Here is a 17,446-nt window from a genome sequence, read left to right as displayed (position 1 = left end):
GGCCGGTCAGTGTCCGTGAGGTCCTGAAACATCAACTGTCCGACATGTCCTGAACTCAGACAGAGGGTTCTAACCCTCATTGCCACTCACGACCCGCCCGTCAAGCCGCGCAAATCACTCGAACCGGGCGCCATCTTCCCGAAAGAGTCCTTTTTGGACAGCAGGAAGGGCGTCAGGCCTCTTGAGCACGCCTGTTCCCGCTCGCAACCTAGCTGATCAGCGGTTATGCGGCTTCGCCGAGACCCTGACTAGCCCTTGCCGGAGCGGCGGTGCACCCGCGGTGACACGGTCCCGTCCGCCAGACGGCGCGCCGTCAGCAGGAACGCGGTGTGCGCGACCATCCGGTGATCCGGCCGCACGGCGAGACTCACGACGTGCCACGGCCGCATGAGCGTCTCCCACGACTCGGGCTCGGTCCAGCACTGCTGGTCCCGCAAGGCTTCCGTGATCCGCGAAAGCTGTGTGACCGTCGCCACATAAACCGTGAGCACGCCGCCCGGCACCAGATGCGCGGCGACCGTCTCCAGCTGATCCCAAGGCGCGAGCATGTCGAGGACGACGCGATCGACCTCGCCGGTGTGCGTGGACAGGTCCGCGACCGTCAGCGACCAGTTGTCCGGCTTGTGGCCGAAGAACTTCTCGACGTTGCGCTCGGCGTGTTCGGCGTGGTCGTCCCGGATCTCGTAGGACTGCACGGTGCCTTCCGAACCAACCGCCCGCAGCAGCGAGCAGGTCAGCGCGCCGGAGCCGGCGCCGGCCTCGAGTACCCGCGCCCCCGGGAAGATATCGCCCCACATCACGATCTGCGCGGCGTCCTTCGGGTAGATCACCTGCGCGCCACGCGGCATCGACAACACGTAGTCGGGCAGCAGGGGGCGCAGCGCCAGATAATGGCTGCCGCCGGCCGAAGTGACGACCGAACCCTCCTGCGCACCGATCACGTCGTCGTGCGCCAGCGCGCCGCGGTGGGTGTGATACTGCTGTCCCTCGGCGAGGACCATGGTGTAGTGCCGCCCCTTGGAGTCGGTCAGCTGAACCCGGTCACCAACACGAAACGGCCCTCGGACCGACACTGAACCTCCATACGCGCGAACACAGATCGACGACCGATCCTCGCAGGTGGCCGCGCCGCGCTACGCCGGGGGTCGGCTCCGGGTCATCGCGGCGCGCAGGTCTTCACGCCGGAGCACCCCCGCGGGCCTGCCTTCGTCGTCCACGACGAGGAACTGCCACGCGGCGGTTTCCCTGACCCGCTCGGCGATCTCTTCGCCCGACTCCGAGGAAAGCAGCACGGTGTCGGCACGGATCGGCTCCGCGGCCATCTCCGCGGGCGCGTGCGGCGACGTCCCGGCCAGCTGCGCGGCGGCCGTCTCGTCGAGCAGTCCGGCCGCGACGCCGTCGGCACGCACCAGGACCACGCCGCGGCCAGCCGAAGCGGCCAGCGCGTCCGAGACGGGGCTTTCCGCGGGAAGCTGGAGAACGGGCCGGATGAGTTCGCTGAGCCGTACGCCTTCCGGCCATCCTCGGCGCGTTTCGGCGGCGAGTTCGCTTCGGGCGCCGAGGATCACGAACCACGCCGTCACGACGCAGACACCGAGGCGGAGCCAGCGGTCTTCGCTGCCCGCCGCCAATCCCCACAACGCCCAGACGACCAGTCCCGCCGCGACGACACCGCCACCGACGACCGCCGCCCGCGTGCCCTTCTCCCGGCGCCCCGTGACCGCCCAGACGCCGGCTCGGACCAGACGGCCGCCGTCGAGCGGGAGTCCGGGAAGCAGGTTGAAGATCCCGACGGCGAAGTTCGCGACGGCGCATTCGGCGATGAGCAGCCATGCGGCGCTTTCCGCCGGGACGGCGAACATCAGCAGACCGCAGAATCCGCCGAGCAGCAACGAAACCACCGGTCCGGCGGCGGCGACGAGCCCTTCGTGCCGCGGCTGGCGGGGTGTCCTGGCGACCTCGGAGAGTCCGCCGAGCAGGAACAGCCGCAGGCGCCTGACCGGGATGCCGAGGCGCAACGCGACCAGGCAGTGCCCGAGTTCGTGCGCGAGCACCGAAAGTCCGAGAAGGACGGCGAACGCGGCTGCCAGCAGCCAAGAGGTCAGCGTGGTGGCGCCGGGCAGGATCCGTCCGACCAGCGGCGTGTAGAGCACCACGATGATCAGGGAGCCGATCCACCACGAAGGGGCCAGCAGCACGGGGATCCCGGAGACGCGGAACAGCAGGAGCCCGCCCTCTGGTGCCACGCCTCGTCGAGGCGGGCCCTGCTCACCCGTCACCGCCATGGGTCGAAGCCTAGATGCCCAGGTGTGGGCTGCCGGTAACCCGCCCTTCCCGTCCGGGTGGTGTCGGTCATGCCGCTCCGGTGCGTTGCGGTCCTGAAACTGTCGGTGCCCGGCGATACGCTTCCTCCATGCCCGACACCGACACGGTCACCGCCGATCCGCCGCCCGGCGCCGAAGTCCCGCGCCGTCGGCCGGCCCTGTCCCCGTCGCGTGCCAGCGACTTCAAGCAGTGTCCGCTGCTCTACCGCTTCCGCGCGGTCGACAGACTGCCCGAGATCCCGACGAAGGCCCAGCTGCGCGGCACGCTGGTGCATTCCGTGCTGGAGCGCTTGTTCGCCCTTCCGCAAGCCGATCGCACCCCTCCGCAGGCCAAGGAGCTGCTCGCGCCGGCGTGGGAGGAGCTGTCCTCCGAACGTCCGGAGTGGATCGAGCTGTTCGATCAGGAGGATCCCGAAGCAGTCACCTCGTGGCTCTCGTCGGCCGAGCAGCTCGTCGACACCTACTTCGGCCTCGAGGATCCGCGCCGTCTGGAGCCGGAAGCGTGCGAGCTGCACGTCGAGATCGAGCTGGGCTCCGGAGTGCTGCTTCGGGGCTACGTCGACAGGCTGGACGTGGCGCCGACAGGCGAGATCCGGGTCGTCGACTACAAGACCGGTGCCGCGCCCCGCGAGATCGGCGAGGCCAAGGCGATGTTCCAGATGAAGTTCTACGCCGTGGTCCTCTGGCGGCTTCGCGGCGTCGTGCCGCGCCAGCTGAAACTGATGTACCTCACCGACGGTCAGTCGCTGGCATACACGCCCGACGAGGGCGAGCTGATCCGCTTCGAGCGCACGCTGGAGGCGATCTGGCAGGCCATCCTCAAGGCGGGCAAGACCGGCGACTTCCGGCCGAATCCGAGCAAACTCTGCGCGTGGTGCGATCACCAGGCCCTCTGCCCGCAGTACGGCGGCACTCCCCCGCCGTATCCCGGCTGGCCGGAGCCGGATCCCGGCGAAGAGTCCGTATTGGACCGTGCGGATTAAGGTGCCTTTGTGACAGAAGCGTTCTATGTTCCGTCAGGCGACGGCGTCTTCCTCCCGACCCCGCACACCGCCGGCCCGTGGACCCCGGAGGCGCAGCACTTCGGGCCGCCCTCGGCGTTGCTGGTCCGCGCGCTCGAAGAGGTCGAGGCGCCGCATGCCAGCCAGCTGGCACGGGTGACGGTCGAGATCCTCGGGCCCGCGCCGCTCAAGGAGCTGTCGGTACGGGCCCGGGTGGAACGACCGGGCCGGTCGGTCGAGTGGCTGACCGCCGAGCTGTCTCATGGTGAGCGCGTCGTCGCCCGTGCCTCGGCGTGGCGGATCGCGACGTCGGACACCACCGCGGTGGCCACGGCGGAAGGTCCCGCACTGCCGTCGCCGGAAGGTCTGCCCACGTCGAACTGGCCGGCAGGCTGGCACGGCGGGTACCTGCAAGCCGTCGAGTGGCGCCGGGTCGAGGGCGCCCTGGACGAACCCGGGCCCGCGACCGTCTGGGGCAGGCAGCGCGTCGCGCTCGTGGACGGCGAGAAGCCGAGCCCGCTGCAGCGGCTGTTCGTCCTGGCGGACTCCGGCAACGGGATTTCGAATTTCCTGGACCCGCGGGAGTGGTGGTTCATCAATTCGGAGCTGACAGTGCACCTCCGCCGCCCGCCGCTGGGCGACTGGATCGGTGTCGACGCGGCCACCCTGATCGGCCCGAACGGGATCGGCACGGCGACGACGACGCTGCACGACGTGTCGGGCCCGATCGCCTCCGGGGCGCAGGCGTTGCTGGTGCGACCGCGACAGGCGGGCTGATAGACGCGCTTTCTCGGCGGGTTTCCAATAGCCTTCGCGGAACAGCGGACATAGGGAGCGCTTCGGCATGCAGATCACCTCGGTGGTCAACCAGAAAGGCGGGGTCGGCAAGACCTCACTCAGCGTGGGCGCTGCGGCCGCACTGGCCGAACGCGGCCGCCGGGTGCTGCTGATCGACCTCGACCCACAGGGCCACGCGACCACCGAACTCCTCGGGCTGGACGAGGTGGCGCCCGACATGCCCAGCCTCGCCAAAGCCCTGACCAAGGTGTGGAAGGGCTCGATCGAGGAACTCGCGGTGCGGCATCCGCGCAGCAACCTCGGGCGGGGCGGCGCGTTCGACGTCATCCCGACCTCGCCGGGGATGTTCGACCTGATCCGGCGGCTGGACCAGTTCCGCGTGCCCGGCTGGCAGCTGGCCAGGGTCATCCAGTTCGCGAACTACGACCACATCATCATCGACTGCCCGCCCGCGCTCGACGTACTGACCAACAACGCGCTCGCCGCTTCGCACGGGATCCTCGTGCCGGTGCAGCCGGACCGGACGAGCATCCGCGCGCTGCGCCTGCTTTCGGACCAGGTGCGTTACGTCGAACAGACCGTCGGCCGTCCGCCGATCGCCTACTACGGCCTCGTGCCCGGCCTGTACCGCCGCCCGATCTCGCACTACGCGGCGGCGGCGTTGCAGGAGCTCTACGCGTTCGGGATCCCGATGCTGTCGCACGTCCCGCTCGGCGTCGTGATGAACGAAGCCGCCGCGCACGGTGTGCCGGTGACGACGTACGCGCCGGAAACGCTGCAGGCATTGTCGTTCCGGGAGATCGCGGAGACGCTGGACGGCTACCTGCGGAACCATCCGTCCGCGGCGATCGTGCCCGCGGACGAGGATTTCGTCTTCGAGGACTTCATCACCGAGGTCTCGGTGACTCGCAGCGCCAAGGACAACGGAGCACGCAAGAAGCTCTACGACCTGATGCCCAAGAAGCCGAACAGGCCCCGCTAGCTTTTGCGCGTGAAGGCCCCCGTCCCTCGGCTGAGCCGAGGGACGGGGGCCTTCACGCGCAAAACGGTGTCAGAGGCGGCAGGCTCGGATGTCCGAAGCCAGGACGGCCTTGGCGCCGGTCTCGGCGAGTTCGTCCATGATCCGGTTGACCTCCTTGCGCGGCACCATCGCCCGCACGGCCACCCAGTCCTCGTGCGCCAGCGGCGCGACGGTCGGCGACTCGAGCCCCGGCGTGATCGAGATGGCCGCGTCGAGCAACGACCGCGGGCAGTCGTAGTCCAGCATCATGTAGTGCTGGGCGAAGACGACTCCCTGCAGCCGCGCCTTCAGCTGGTCCTTGGGCCGGGTGTGTTCGGTGCCCGCCCGCTGGAGCAGCACCGCCTCCGACACGCAGATCGGGTCCCCGAAGGCCACGAGGTTGTGCTGGCGCAACGACCGTCCCGACTCGACGACGTCCGCGATGGCGTCGGCCACGCCGAGCTGGATCGAGATCTCGACGGCGCCGTCGAGGCGGATGACCTCCGCCTCCACCCCGTGCTGCTTCAGGTTCTCGCGTACGAGCCGCGGGTACGACGTCGCGAGCCGCTTGCCCTGCAGGTCTTCGGGCCGCCACTCCCGGCCCGCCGGCGCGGCGTACCGGAAGGTGGAACCGCCGAAGCCGAGGCCGAGGATCTCCTCGACCGGGGCACCGGAGTCGAGCGCGAGGTCGCGGCCGGTGATGCCGAGATCCAGTTCGCCGGATCCGACGTAGATCGCGATGTCCTTGGGACGCAAGAAGAAGAACTCGACCTCGTTGACCGTGTCGAGCACGGTCAGGTCGCGGGCCTCATGTCGCTTGCGGTAGCCGGCCTCTCCGAGCATCTCCGACGCGGCGGCGGCGAGGGCTCCCTTGTTCGGCACGGCGACACGCAGCATTGCTTCTCCTTGGTTCTCCGGACGCGAACGCGTCACAGGTACCGGTACACGTCCTCTGTCGACAGTCCTCGGCCGAGCATGAGCACCTGTACGCGGTACAGCAGCTGTGAAATCTCCTCGGAGAGCCTGTCGTCGGATTCGTGCTCGGCGGCGATCCATACCTCGCCGGCCTCTTCGAGCACCTTCTTGCCTTGCGCGTGCACTCCCGCGTCCAGTGCGGCGACGGTGCCGGAACCGTCGGGGCGCGTACGGGCGCGCTCGGCAAGCTCGGCGAACAGCTCATCGAAGGTCTTCACGGTCTGGAGATCCTTCCATCCGCGCCCGCGTCGCGCTGCCCCGGGCCGGTGTGTTGCCGCTCGCGTCACACTTCAGAACAGCGCGGCACCGCCCCGTTCGAAGTCGAGCAGGTGCCGCTTCCGTTCCACACCACCGCCGTAGCCGGTGAGATCGCCGTTGGAGCCGATGACGCGATGGCAGGGCACGATGATGCTGATCGGGTTCTTCCCGTTCGCGAGTCCGACCGCGCGCGAAGCGGTGGGCCTGCCGAGCCGGTCGGCGAGCTGACCGTAGGACACCGTCTCGCCATATGGGATACCGAGCAGACCTTCCCAGACCATCCGCTGGAATTCGGTGCCGCCGAAGCTCAGCGGGAGATCGAAATCCTTCCGCTGTCCGGCGAAGTACTCCTTCAACTGTTTCTCGGTGTCCACGAAGATCGGCGAGCCCGGGTCCGGATGGCCGAAGGTCTCCTCGGCCGGACGGTGCCGCTGCTGGACCATGTACACCCCGCAGAGGCTTTCGCCGTCCGCGACGAGGGTCAGCTTGTCGTACGGGCTGTCGATGACGTTGTGCGTGCGCATGGCGCTCCTCGAACTCAGGCGGCGGGCAACCGGTTGATCGGGTGGTCGCCGGTCGCCCAGAGATGCTGGACGGCGTAGGCGCGCCACGGGCGCCAGCGTTCCGCGTGCGCGGCGAACGCGGCCGGGCCGAGTCCGAGCCCTCGCGCGGCGACCTTGACGCCGAGGTCGGTCGGCAGAAAGGCGTCGGGGTCGCCGAGTGAGCGCATCGCGATGCTCTCGACGGTCCACGGGCCGAAGCCGGGCAACGCGTGCAGCCGCTCGCGGGCGAGCTGCCAGTCGCTTCCCGCGCCGAGGTCGAGTCCGCCGTCGTTCAGTTCGGCGACGAGGCCGAGCAGAGTCCGCTTGCGGCTCTGCGGCATCGCGAGGCTTTCCGGGTCGATCTCGGCCAGCGCGGCGGCATCCGGGAAGACGTGGGTGAGCCCGCCGTCCGGATCGTCGACGGGGTCACCGTGCGCGAGGACCAGGCGAGCGGCGTGGGTCCGCGCGGCGGCGGTGGACACCTGCTGCCCCAGGACGGCGCGGACGGCGAACTCGTCACCGTCGACCGTCCTCGGCACCCGCCTGCCCGGCGCCGCGGCCACGAGCGGCCCGAGCAGTGGGTCCCCGGCCAGTGCCTCGTCGACCGCGACCGGGTCGGCGTCGAGGTCGAGCAGACGGCGGCAACGGCTGATCGCCGTCGAAAGGTCCCGCAGGTCCGAGAGCGTGAGCCGGCAGCCGATGTGGCCGTCTTCCGGTTTGAGCGCGACGACGGCGGCGCCGTGCGGGAGCCGCAGCGTGCGGCGGTACGCGCCGTCACGCCATTCCTCGACGCCGGGGACTCCGGTCGCGACGAGATGCCCGAAGAGGTTGTCCGGGAACAACGGCTTCCGGTACGGCAGGCGCAGGTTCAGTGTCCCGGGAGCGGTCGCCGGCGCGGTGCGGACGCGGGCCCGCAGTTCCGTCGGGGACAGGGCGAAGACCTCGCGGACGGTGTCGTTGAAGGTCCGGACGCTGCCGAACCCCGAGGCGAGGGCGACGTCGATCATCGACAGGCCGGTCGTCTCGATCAGCAGCCGCGCCGTCTGCGCCCGCTGCGCGCGGGCGAGGCTGAGCGGGCCCGCGCCCAGTTCGGCGCGCACGTGCCGCTCCACCTGCCGGACGCTGTAGCCCAGCCTGGCTGCCAGCCCGCTCACGCCGTCGGTGTCGACCACGCCGTCGGCGATCAGCCGCATCGCCCTGGCCACCAGATCCGCGCGCTCGTTCCACTGCGGCGAACCGGGACTCGCGTCCGGGCGGCAGCGCTTGCAGGCTCGGAACCCGGCCTCCTGCGCGGCCGCCGCGCTCGGATAGAACGACATGTTCTCCGGTTTGGGCGGGACGACCGGGCAACTCGCCCGGCAGTAGATCCGCGTGGTCAGGACGGCGGTGAAGAACCAGCCGTCGAACCGGGCGTCCTTCGCTTGAACCGCCCGGACGCAGCGCTCGAAATCCTCATGCACCCGGCCAGCATCACCGACCGCACCGGGCGCGGTCTAGCGGAAATGCGACATGGCGGTCAGGGCAGGAGCGCGGTCAGGGCCGGCACGTCGAGCCCGACCAGCGAGGTGCGGAACACCCGCCGCTCTCCCTGCTCGACGTCGACGTCGTTCGGGATCACCACGACGGTGCAGCCCGCCGCGGCCGCGGAAGCGGCGCCCGGCGGTGAATCCTCGATCGCGACGCACCGGGAAGCCGGGACTCCCAGCAACTCCGTGGCCAGCTGATACGGCCTCGCGTCCGGCTTGTTCAGACCATCGACCTCGTCACCGCAGACCGTGGCGGCGAAGTAGTCGCGGCCGATGGTGTTGAGCGCGAGTTCGGTCAGCGACCGTTCGGTGGAGGTGACCAGCGCCATCGGGACACCGTTGGCGCGCAACAGTTCGAGCAGCTCCTGCGCACCGGGGCGCCACGGGAGGGGACCGTCGAAGAGGTTGGCCGTGCGGCGGCGGATCCACTCCCCCATCTCCGCGATCGACTCGGCGGTGACGGGCTTGGCGCACACTTCGAGCAGGAACGCGGCCGTGTCGTCCATATTGGACCCGACGAGACTCAGGCGCTGTTCCTCGGTCAGGGTGCCGCCGAGGCTTTCGACGGCCTCGTAGAGCGCGACGTCCCACAGCTTCTCCGAGTCGACCAGCGTGCCGTCCATGTCCCACAGCACGGCGGCGAGTCCGTCCGGTGTGGACGGTTCGGTCACGGCTCCCCCTCACGTTCGGTCGTACCTTCCAGAGCCCACGGTAGCCGAGACGGATTCACGTCGACGGACAGGTAGTTGTCCGAAATGTCGTATTGCATCGGCTCCGCGTGGTTCTCTCCCGCGAAACGCCACCGGACATGCCCAACGGCGCACGGCCGCCTGGTCGTAGGCTGGTCCGGTGAGTGAGCCCGTCGACGAGACCCAGCGGCCCGGCCGCGACCACCCGGATGACACCAAGCCGATCATGATCGTCGCCTTCGAAGGATGGAACGACGCAGGTGACGCGGCCAGCCGGGCGGTCGAGCATCTCCAGCTCAACTGGGATGCGACACCGCTGAGCGAGCTGAGTCCTGACGAGTACTACGACTTCCAGGTCAGCAGACCGACCGTACGCATGGTGGACGGCGTCACCCGGCGGGTCGACTGGCCGACCACGAGGCTCTCGGTCTGCCGCCCGGAAGGCTTCAGCCGGGACATCGTGCTGGTACAGGGGCCCGAACCGAATATGCGCTGGCGTGCCTTCTGCGCCGAACTGCTGGAGCACATCCAGCAACTGGAAGTCGCCACCGTCGTCACCCTCGGCGCGCTCCTTGCCGACACCGCGCACACCCGGCCCGTCCCGGTCACCGGGACGGCGTACGACAAGGACACCGCTTCGCAGTTCGGGCTGGAGCTGAACAACTACCAGGGACCGACCGGCATCGTCGGCGTCCTGCAGGACTACTGCGTGCAGGCGGGTGTCCCGGCGGTCTCGATCTGGGCGGCCGTGCCGCACTACGTCTCGCATCCGCCGTCGCCCAAGGCCACGCTGGCGCTGCTGCACAAACTCGAGGACGTCCTCGACGTCGAGATCCCGCTCGGCGCGCTGCCCGAGCAGTCGGAGGAGTGGCAGCGGACGGTCACCGAGATGGCCGAGGAGGACGAGGAGATCAGCGAGTACGTCCGCGGGCTCGAGGAGCGCGGCGACGCGGAGACCGAGTTCACGCTGGACGACGTGAGCGGGGACAAGATCGCGGCCGAATTCGAGCGGTACCTGCGGCGGCGTCGCCCCGGCCAGGACGGTCCCGGACGAGGCTGAGCCCGCGGCTTGGCGCATGTGGCGATCATCGAGTCCGTGAAGGCCTCCTTGAGGGACCCAGAGTCCCTCAAGGAGGCCTTCACGGATCTGGTCCGCGAGACGTCAGAAGATGCGCCGCAGCGGGATCGGCCCCCGCGACCGCTTCCGCCACTCACGCGGATAGCCGAGCGAGACCTCTTCGAACCGCACGCCGTCCGCCTCCGTCGAACGCGGGATGTGCAGGTGCCCGTAGACGGCGACCTCGGCCCGGAAGCGCCGGTGCCAGTCCTCGGTCTCGGTCGTCCCGCACCACAGCGCGAACTCCGGGAAGTACAGCGGTTCGGTCGGATGGCGGTGCAGCGGCCAGTGCGACATGAGGATCGTCCCGTGGTCTTCGGGGATCGCCTCCAGCCGTGCCGTGCTGATCTTCACCCGGTCGGCGCACCACGCCTGCCTGCTGGGATACGGATCGGGGTGCAGGAAGAACTCGTCCGTGCACAGCACGCCCGCCTCGCGCGCCTGCTCGATGGCCGCCAGCATCGGCAGGCCGTCGGCGGCGGGGGTACGCCAGCTGTAGTCGTACAGCACGAACAGGGGCGCGATCGTCAGCGGCTTCTCCTGGTGTTCCCACACCGGATACGGGTCCTCCGGGGTGAGGACGTCGATCTCACGGCAGCGCTCGACCAGGTGCTCGTAGCGCGCCTGTCCGCGCAGCTGACATTCGTCCTTCTGGGTGGTCCACAGCTCGTGGTTGCCGGGTACCCAGACGACCTTCGCGAAGCGTTCACGCAAGGTCTTGAGCACCCCGATCACGGATTCGGCGCGTTCGGCGACGTCACCGGCCACGAGCAGCCAGTCGTCGGGGGTCCGGGGGACGACCTCGTCGACGAGCGGGGCGTTGCCCTCATGGGTGACGTGGAGGTCGCTGGTGGCGAAGAGATGCGGCACTCCACCACCGTAGCTTCACCCGGACCGGGGAACCGCCGGAATAGCCTCACTACGCAGCCTGCCCGACGCCGACACGCCCAGCACGATCAACGCCGAGAGGGTGTGCAGACCCGCCTGGACGTTCAGCAGGACGCCGTTGCCCAGAACGTTCAGCAACCCACCCGCCAGCAGCGCACCCAGCGCCGTGAACCCCGCCGTCCCGGCGAAGACGGTGCTCAGCACCCGGCCGGACCGTTCGGGCGAAGCGGCGGTCTGGACCAGGGAGAGCAGACCGGATCCGGCGAGCACCCCGGGGGCGCCGACCAGGCCGAAGAGCCCGACGAAGACGCCCAGCGACGCGGTCAGCGCGGGCAGGTTCCAGATCACCGCCGACAGCAGGCCGAGCGCGAGCCCGCCCCAGCCGAGCAGGGCGGCGGGCGCGACCTTCCGGGCGACGGTGGCGACGGCGAATCCCGCGGCCAGCCCGCCGAGCGCCTGTACGCCGCGCAGCAGGCCGACGTCGCCTTCGGTGCCGTCGAGGATGTCGAGCACGAAGACCACGAACAGCACCAGGAACATCCCCTGCGCCAGTGACGTCAGCACCACGACGACACCGGCGAGGCGAAGGCGCCCTTCGCGGCCGATCTCGCGAAGCCCGTCGAGCCACGCCCGCAACACCGGTTCGTGCGGTCCCGCCGGCTTCGGCGCGGCGACCCGCCGGAACGGGCGCGCCAGCAGAGCCGAGCCGATGACCAGCACGCCGAGATAGGCGACCACGACCCAGCCCAGGCCGCCGAACCCGAGCAGGAGACCTCCCGCCCAGCCGCCGGCGAGCCGTGCGACGCTGCCGTTGATGCTCATCAGGCCGTTGGCGCCGATCAGTTCGCCGGGGGCGACCAGTTCGGGAACGAGCGCGTTGCGGGCGGGCTCGAACAGCGAAGCCAGGCCCGCCTGCGCGGCCATCACGCCGTAGACCACGTACACCGGGCCGCCGGACGCGACGAACAGCAGCGGCAATGCCACGAACGCCTGTCCCGCGCACACCACGCACAGCACCAGCCGCCGGTTCCAGCGGTCCGCGATCACGCCGGCGACCGGGCTCAGCAGCACCGCGGGCACCAGGCCGAGGACGATGCTCAACGCCGTCGTGGCCGCCGATCCGGTGGCCTGGAAGACGAACACCGGCAACGCGATCTGCAGCATCCACTCGGCCGTCTCGGAGAAGAAGGCGGCGATCCACAGCCGCGCGAACGCGGGTTCCCTCAACGGTTTCATCTGCTCGGCTTCCCCTCGGCGTCGATCCGCGGGAACGCCCGGAGTCCCAAATGGACCGGCAGGGCCTCCGCGGGAGCGTCTTCGCGGATCGCGCCGACGTACGGCCGCACGAGCGCGTCGATCCGCTGGACCAGCTCTTCCAGCTCCGCCGCGGTCACCCGCAGCGAGTAGTTGTTGATCCCCGACGCGTCCCGCCACTCCTCGCCGAGGCGGTCGGCGGCATCGAGATAACGCTCGGTCAGCTCCTTTTCCCGCGCGAGCGTGGTGCCCACGACGGCCAGCTGTGCCCCTCGCAGCTCGGGGTCGTCACCGAACTCGATGCCGACCTGGCACGCCCGCCACGGCCGCTCCCGCCCGTCCTCCCCGTCGACCCGCTCCACGAGGCCGTGCCGAGCCAGCTGACGCAGATGCCAGCTGCAGTTCGATGCGGTCGAGCCGACGGCCTCCGCGCATTCGCTCGCAGTCCGCGGGCCGACCGCCATGAGGTGGTCCACCAGCGCCGACCGCAGCGGATGCGCCAACGCCCGCATCAGCTCGACGTCTTCGATCCGCTTGCGCGGCGGCAACCCGGTCATCGCCCGATCCCATCTGAAAGAAGTCTTTCGAAAGTTCTCTTTCATATTTACCGGCCGCCGGGGCGATGTCAAGCCGCCTCGATACCCTTGTCCGGACAGTTGCTGCACACAGCAGTAACTGCATAACTCAACTACTGCACCAGGGAAGCACATGCCTGACCAGCGAGAACTCGCCACCGCCGCGGCTTTGGAGATCCCCCGGTTCGTCAGCGCGACCGTCCTCTTCCAGACGGCCATGGCGGAGCGGCTCGGGATCAGCCCCACCGAGCTGCACGGGCTCCAGCTGGTCATCAGCGGCGCCGCGACCTCGCCGACCCGGCTGGCGCGAGCGCTCGGCATGACCACCGGCGCGGTGACCCGGATGCTCGACCGCATGGAGGAGCGACGCCTGGTCGAACGCGTCCCCGATCCCGCCGACCGGCGCCGTCTCGCGATCCGGCCGCTTCCCGACCGGCTCGACGACGTCGCCGACCTCTACTCCCCCATGGCCCGGTTCTTCGGCGACCGCCTCGGCAAGCTCGACCGGCGCCAGCTCGCCGCACTGCTCGGCGTGATGACCGACGGTCGCGCGTTCGCCGAACAAGAGGCCGCTCGTCTGCGATCCGAAAACGGGGGTTGACTAATGCTACTGATGTTGCGTTAGACTCTTCGCATCATGGACAGCTGACATCGCGCCTTCCCCGCTCCGAGGCGGCTTCGGTCGAGCACCGCTCCCGTAAGCCACGAGGCCCGGCGGGGTTCCCCTGTCCGAAGAAGCACGGTGATGTCGTATGTCTCTTTCCCTGATCGCCAAGGACCTCGTCCACTCCTACGGTGCCCGCGTCGTCCTCGACGGCGTGAACCTGACCGCTTCGGCCGGGCAGCGGCTCGGGCTGGTCGGCGAGAACGGCGTCGGCAAGTCCACGCTCCTGCGCTTGCTGGCCGGGGTCGAAGAGCCACAGGGCGGAGAGGTGCTCCGCGGCGACGACCTCGGATTCCTCCTGCAGGAACTGCCTTTCCCGCTCACAGCACGGTTTTCCGACGTCATCGACGACGCGCTCGCCGAGATCCGGCGAGCGTCCGCGAGACTCGGCGAACTGACCGAGGCGCTCACGGACCACCCGGACGATGCCGCGGTGCTCGACGAGTACGGCACCGTGCTCGAATGGGCCCAGGCGCACGACCTGTGGGACGCCGACCGGCGCGCCGAGGTCGTCTGCGCGGGTCTCGGGCTGGCCGGGATCGACCCGGCGCGCGAACTGGGCACGCTGTCGGGCGGCCAGCGGTCGCGGCTCGGTCTCGCCGCGTTGCTCATCCGGCGGCCGGGCACCCTCGTCCTGGACGAGCCGACGAACCACCTCGACGACGCCGCGATGGAGTTCCTCGAACAGCATCTCGCTTCGCTGACCGGGGTCCTCGTGCTGTCGTCGCACGATCGCGTGTTCCTCGACGCGGTGTGCACCGACATCGTCGACCTCGACCCGGCGCTGGGCGGCCCGACCCGGTACGGCGGCACGTATTCCGACTACCTGGACCAGAAACGGGCCGAGCGGGCGCGCTGGGAGCAGCGCTATGCCGAGGAACAGGACGAGCTCAAGGAACTGCGCGAATCGGTGGCCGTCACCGCGCGCAACGTCGCGCACAACCGGCCGCAGCGCGACAACGCCAAGATGCTCTACGACTTCAAGACCGGGAGGGTGCAGAAGCAGATCTCACGCCGGGTCCGCAACGCCCAGCTGCGGCTGGCCGAGCTGGAACGCGACCAGGTGCGGAAACCGCCCGCGCCGCTGCGGTTCCAGGGCGACCTGACCGGCGAGCCCGGTGAGGGGAAGACCGCCATCTCGGTACGGGACATCGAGATCGCGGGACGGCTGCGGCTGGCGACCCTGGACGTCACGACGACGTCGAGGCTGCTGATCACCGGCGGCAACGGCGCCGGGAAGTCGACGCTGCTGTCCGTCCTCGCGGGCGCGCTGACCCCGGACTCCGGCACCGTCCTTTCCGGACGCGGGGTGCGGATCGGCCTGCTGGCCCAGGACGTCGTGTTCGCCGAGCCGGAAAAGACCGCGCAACGGACCTACGCCGAGGCCCTCGGCGAGGATGCTCCCCCGTTGCGCGGGCTGGGGCTGCTGGCGCCGCGTGATCTCGGGACCCGGGTGGGCGCGTTGTCGGTCGGGCAGCGGCGGCGGCTCGCGCTGGCGTTGCTCATCGCCGACCCGCCGGAGGTGCTCCTGCTGGACGAGCCGACGAACCACATCTCGCTCACCTTGGCCGAGGAGTTGTTCACCGCGCTCGATTCCGCGCCGGGTGCCGTCGTCATCGCGTCTCACGATCGGTGGCTGCGGCGGGATTGGGCGGGCGACCACCTCCGGCTGGAGGCCGGCCGCGTCGCCGTGTAGGGCGTTATACACACTGCTGGGGCGGAGGATTCTCCGCCCCAGCAGTGGTTTCAGAGCTCGATGCCGAGCAGCGCGTCGACCGCGTTCCGGATCAGGCCGGGGGCGGCCGGGTCGGTGCCGGAGCGGTTCAGCGCCTGCTCCACCCAGGCGTCGACGGCCGCGAGCGCCTTGGGCGTGTCGAGGTCGTCGGTGAGGTGGTCACGCAGGCGCGCGACGGTGTCCTCCGCCGAGGGGCCGGTGGCGAGGGAGACGGCTTCGCGCCAGCGCGCCAGCCGCGCTTCGGCGTCCGACTGCAACTGCGCGGTCCACGGCCGGTCCTCACGGTAGTGGCCGGCGAACAGCGCGAGCCGGATCACGCCCGGGTCGACCTTGTCGGCGCGCAGCCGCGAGACGAACACGAGGTTCCCGCGCGACTTCGACATCTTCTCGCCGTCGAGGCCGATCATGCCGGCGTGCACGTAGTGCCGCGCGAACGGCCTGTCCCCCGCGACGGCCTCCGCGTGCGCGGCGCTGTACTCGTGGTGGGGGAAGATCAGATCCGAGCCACCGCCCTGGACGTCGAAGCCGAGGCCGAGCCGGTTGACCGCGATCGCGCTGCACTCGATGTGCCAGCCGGGCCTGCCCGCGCCGAGTTCGGACTCCCACGACGGCTCGCCCGGCCGCGCCATCCGCCACAGCAGCGCGTCGAGCGGGTGCCGCTTGCCGGGACGGTCCGGGTCGCCACCGCGCTCGGCGAAGAACTTCGCCATGGTCTCGGCGTCGTAGTTCGACTCCGAACCGAAGTGCCCGGTCGCGTTGTGCTCGAAGTAGATGTCCGGGTACTCCGCGTCGTCCGCGCGGTAGGCGCTGCCGTTGGCCAGCAGCTTGGCGATGACCTCGACGATCTCCGGGATGCTCTCGACGGCGCCGACGAACTGCCGCGGCGGCAACACCCGCAACGCGGTCATGTCCTCGCGGAAGAGCGCCGTCTCGCGCATGCCGAGGACGACCCAGTCGTCCTTGTCCCGCTCGGCGCGTTCCAACAGGGGCTCGTCGATGTCCGTCACGTTCTGCACGTAATGGACGTCGTGCCCGGCGTCCCGCCACAGGCGGTTCACCAGGTCGAACGTCAGGTACGTGGCGGCGTGCCCCAGATGGGTGGCGTCGTACGGCGTGATGCCGCAGACGTACATCCGGGCGGTGGACCCGGGCGCGGTGGGGCGGATCTGCCCCGTCGCGGTGTCGTGGAGCCGCAGCGGACGGGGGGTGCCGGGGATACGGGGCACGTCGACCGATGACCAAGTCTGCATACCCCGACTGTAAGCGGAGCCGCCGCGCCGTTCCCGCCCGGTGGGAGACGAACACGGCCGGAGTAACCGGATCCGCTATCCGCCGGCCCGGGCGGCGTTGGCGTGGACGGCGTCCCGGATGTACTCGCCGAGGCCCGGCCGCTGGTCCGGCTCGCGCACCAGGAAGCCGAGCTGGACCGGTTCGGTCGCGTACAGCCGGGCGAGCTCCCGGTGCGTCGTGAGGTCGCAGTCACCCATGAACGCCGCGAGCATCCGGCGGTGTTCCTCGGCGAGGTCCATCGCCTCACGGCCGTCGGCGGGCGCGCCGGAGTCGAAGACGGCGAGCAGCCGCCGGACCCAGTCCTCCCGGAGATTCTCCGCCTCGATCCATTCCTGCTTGGACCGTGGCACGGCCGCCGCCCGCCATTGCGGGGTCTCACCCCATCGACGGACGGCTTCCTCCGCGTAGCCCTCCGGCTCACGGAACTCGCCGAAGACCTCGAAACGCTCCTCAGCGGTCAACGCGGCACCGGCCTCCTTCGCCGCGATCACCCGCTCGACGGATTCGGCCATCCGGGTCAGCTCGCCGATCCGGTCGGCGAGCAGCGCGCGCTGACGCCGCAGGTGCTCCAGCGCGTCCATCGCCGGGTCCTCGATCATCTTCGCGATCGTCTCGAGGCCGAACCCGAGCTCCCGGTAGAACAGGACGCGCTGCAGGCGGTCGAGGTCTTCGTCGCTGTAGCGGCGGTACCCCGCGGCCGTCCGCCCGCTCGGGGACAGCAGGCCGATCTCGTCGTAGTGATGCAGCGTGCGCACGGTGACCCCCGACAGCGCCGCGACCTTTCCGACCGAGTACCCCATCGGGCCAGCG

18 protein-coding genes are annotated in these 17,446 nt (G+C 70.0%); 6 read left to right on the top strand and 12 right to left on the bottom strand.

Going from position 1 to position 17,446, the window contains the following annotated elements:
* Positions 1-248: 248 nt before the first annotated feature.
* Together ACIRGA_RS20425 and ACIRGA_RS20420 are read right to left on the bottom strand one after the other, a co-directional pair.
* Complete coding sequence (locus tag ACIRGA_RS20425) at positions 249-1,073, bottom strand: tRNA (adenine-N1)-methyltransferase (protein ID WP_007035384.1); 825 nt, start codon at positions 1,071-1,073, stop codon at positions 249-251.
* 60 nt (positions 1,074-1,133) lie between these two features.
* Entirely contained in the window at positions 1,134-2,285 is a 1,152-nt protein-coding gene (locus tag ACIRGA_RS20420; protein ID WP_400943070.1) for a site-2 protease family protein, read from the bottom strand.
* 128 nt (positions 2,286-2,413) lie between these two features.
* Between ACIRGA_RS20420 and ACIRGA_RS20415 the strand changes: the two genes are divergently transcribed.
* From ACIRGA_RS20415 to ACIRGA_RS20405, 3 genes are all read left to right on the top strand, one after another.
* Positions 2,414-3,307, top strand: a complete 894-nt coding sequence (locus ACIRGA_RS20415; protein ID WP_400943069.1) for a RecB family exonuclease — start codon at positions 2,414-2,416, stop codon at positions 3,305-3,307.
* 9 nt (positions 3,308-3,316) lie between these two features.
* A complete protein-coding gene (locus ACIRGA_RS20410; RefSeq protein ID WP_400943068.1) occupies positions 3,317-4,102 on the top strand; it encodes a thioesterase family protein in 786 nt (261 codons plus the stop codon).
* A 67-nt stretch (positions 4,103-4,169) separates the two neighbouring features.
* Positions 4,170-5,105 (top strand): ParA family protein, encoded by a 936-nt coding sequence (locus ACIRGA_RS20405; protein WP_400943066.1) that lies wholly within the window; start codon positions 4,170-4,172, stop codon positions 5,103-5,105.
* Between the two features lie 69 nt (positions 5,106-5,174).
* On the opposite strand, the gene hisG is transcribed toward ACIRGA_RS20405, so the two are convergent.
* From hisG to ACIRGA_RS20380, 5 genes are all read right to left on the bottom strand, one after another.
* Complete coding sequence (gene hisG, locus ACIRGA_RS20400) at positions 5,175-6,020, bottom strand: ATP phosphoribosyltransferase (RefSeq protein WP_400943065.1); 846 nt, start codon at positions 6,018-6,020, stop codon at positions 5,175-5,177.
* A gap of 32 nt (positions 6,021-6,052) precedes the next feature.
* Complete coding sequence (locus tag ACIRGA_RS20395) at positions 6,053-6,316, bottom strand: phosphoribosyl-ATP diphosphatase (protein WP_016334149.1); 264 nt, start codon at positions 6,314-6,316, stop codon at positions 6,053-6,055.
* 72 nt (positions 6,317-6,388) lie between these two features.
* Positions 6,389-6,880, bottom strand: coding sequence for a methylated-DNA--[protein]-cysteine S-methyltransferase (locus ACIRGA_RS20390; RefSeq protein WP_400943063.1), 492 nt, complete (start codon positions 6,878-6,880; stop codon positions 6,389-6,391).
* Between the two features lie 14 nt (positions 6,881-6,894).
* Positions 6,895-8,358 (bottom strand): DNA-3-methyladenine glycosylase 2 family protein, encoded by a 1,464-nt coding sequence (locus ACIRGA_RS20385; protein WP_400943062.1) that lies wholly within the window; start codon positions 8,356-8,358, stop codon positions 6,895-6,897.
* Between the two features lie 56 nt (positions 8,359-8,414).
* On the bottom strand, positions 8,415-9,095 hold the full coding sequence (locus ACIRGA_RS20380) for an HAD family hydrolase (protein WP_400943060.1): 681 nt from the start codon (positions 9,093-9,095) through the stop codon (positions 8,415-8,417).
* 178 nt (positions 9,096-9,273) lie between these two features.
* On the opposite strand from ACIRGA_RS20380, the gene ACIRGA_RS20375 reads away from it, so the two are divergent.
* Positions 9,274-10,173, top strand: coding sequence for a PAC2 family protein (locus tag ACIRGA_RS20375; protein ID WP_400943059.1), 900 nt, complete (start codon positions 9,274-9,276; stop codon positions 10,171-10,173).
* A 102-nt stretch (positions 10,174-10,275) separates the two neighbouring features.
* On the opposite strand, the gene ACIRGA_RS20370 is transcribed toward ACIRGA_RS20375, so the two are convergent.
* Genes ACIRGA_RS20370 through ACIRGA_RS20360 form a run of 3 tightly spaced genes read right to left on the bottom strand, consistent with a single transcriptional unit; the run spans position 10,276 to position 12,929 of the window.
* Positions 10,276-11,100 carry a metallophosphoesterase family protein gene (locus ACIRGA_RS20370; RefSeq protein WP_400943057.1) on the bottom strand — a complete coding sequence of 275 codons (825 nt, stop codon included), beginning with the start codon at positions 11,098-11,100 and terminating at the stop codon, positions 10,276-10,278.
* A gap of 15 nt (positions 11,101-11,115) precedes the next feature.
* Positions 11,116-12,354 (bottom strand): MFS transporter, encoded by a 1,239-nt coding sequence (locus tag ACIRGA_RS20365; protein WP_400943055.1) that lies wholly within the window; start codon positions 12,352-12,354, stop codon positions 11,116-11,118.
* Complete coding sequence (locus ACIRGA_RS20360) at positions 12,351-12,929, bottom strand: ArsR/SmtB family transcription factor (RefSeq protein WP_400943053.1); 579 nt, start codon at positions 12,927-12,929, stop codon at positions 12,351-12,353. The genes ACIRGA_RS20365 and ACIRGA_RS20360 overlap by 4 nt, the downstream gene beginning before the upstream one ends.
* A 151-nt stretch (positions 12,930-13,080) precedes the next feature.
* Here ACIRGA_RS20360 and ACIRGA_RS20355 point away from each other — a divergent pair, with 151 nt between their 5' ends.
* On the top strand, positions 13,081-13,548 hold the full coding sequence (locus ACIRGA_RS20355) for a MarR family winged helix-turn-helix transcriptional regulator (RefSeq protein ID WP_400943052.1): 468 nt from the start codon (positions 13,081-13,083) through the stop codon (positions 13,546-13,548).
* A 151-nt stretch (positions 13,549-13,699) separates the two neighbouring features.
* Positions 13,700-15,307 carry an ABC-F family ATP-binding cassette domain-containing protein gene (locus ACIRGA_RS20350; protein WP_400943051.1) on the top strand — a complete coding sequence of 536 codons (1,608 nt, stop codon included), beginning with the start codon at positions 13,700-13,702 and terminating at the stop codon, positions 15,305-15,307.
* Positions 15,308-15,357: 50 nt separating this feature from the next.
* Here ACIRGA_RS20350 and mshC read toward each other — a convergent pair whose 3' ends face one another.
* Positions 15,358-16,596 (bottom strand): cysteine--1-D-myo-inosityl 2-amino-2-deoxy-alpha-D-glucopyranoside ligase, encoded by a 1,239-nt coding sequence (gene mshC / locus ACIRGA_RS20345; protein WP_400943050.1) that lies wholly within the window; start codon positions 16,594-16,596, stop codon positions 15,358-15,360.
* 75 nt (positions 16,597-16,671) lie between these two features.
* Positions 16,672-17,436 (bottom strand): MerR family transcriptional regulator, encoded by a 765-nt coding sequence (locus ACIRGA_RS20340; protein ID WP_400943049.1) that lies wholly within the window; start codon positions 17,434-17,436, stop codon positions 16,672-16,674.
* Positions 17,437-17,446: the final 10 nt, after the last annotated feature.

Origin of the sequence: Amycolatopsis sp. NPDC102389, from assembly GCF_044765885.1 — a bacterium.
Lineage (GTDB): Bacteria > Actinomycetota > Actinomycetes > Mycobacteriales > Pseudonocardiaceae > Amycolatopsis.
The sequence above is the reverse complement of the archived record's forward strand: the minus strand, read 5'-3'. Positions and strand labels throughout refer to the sequence as shown.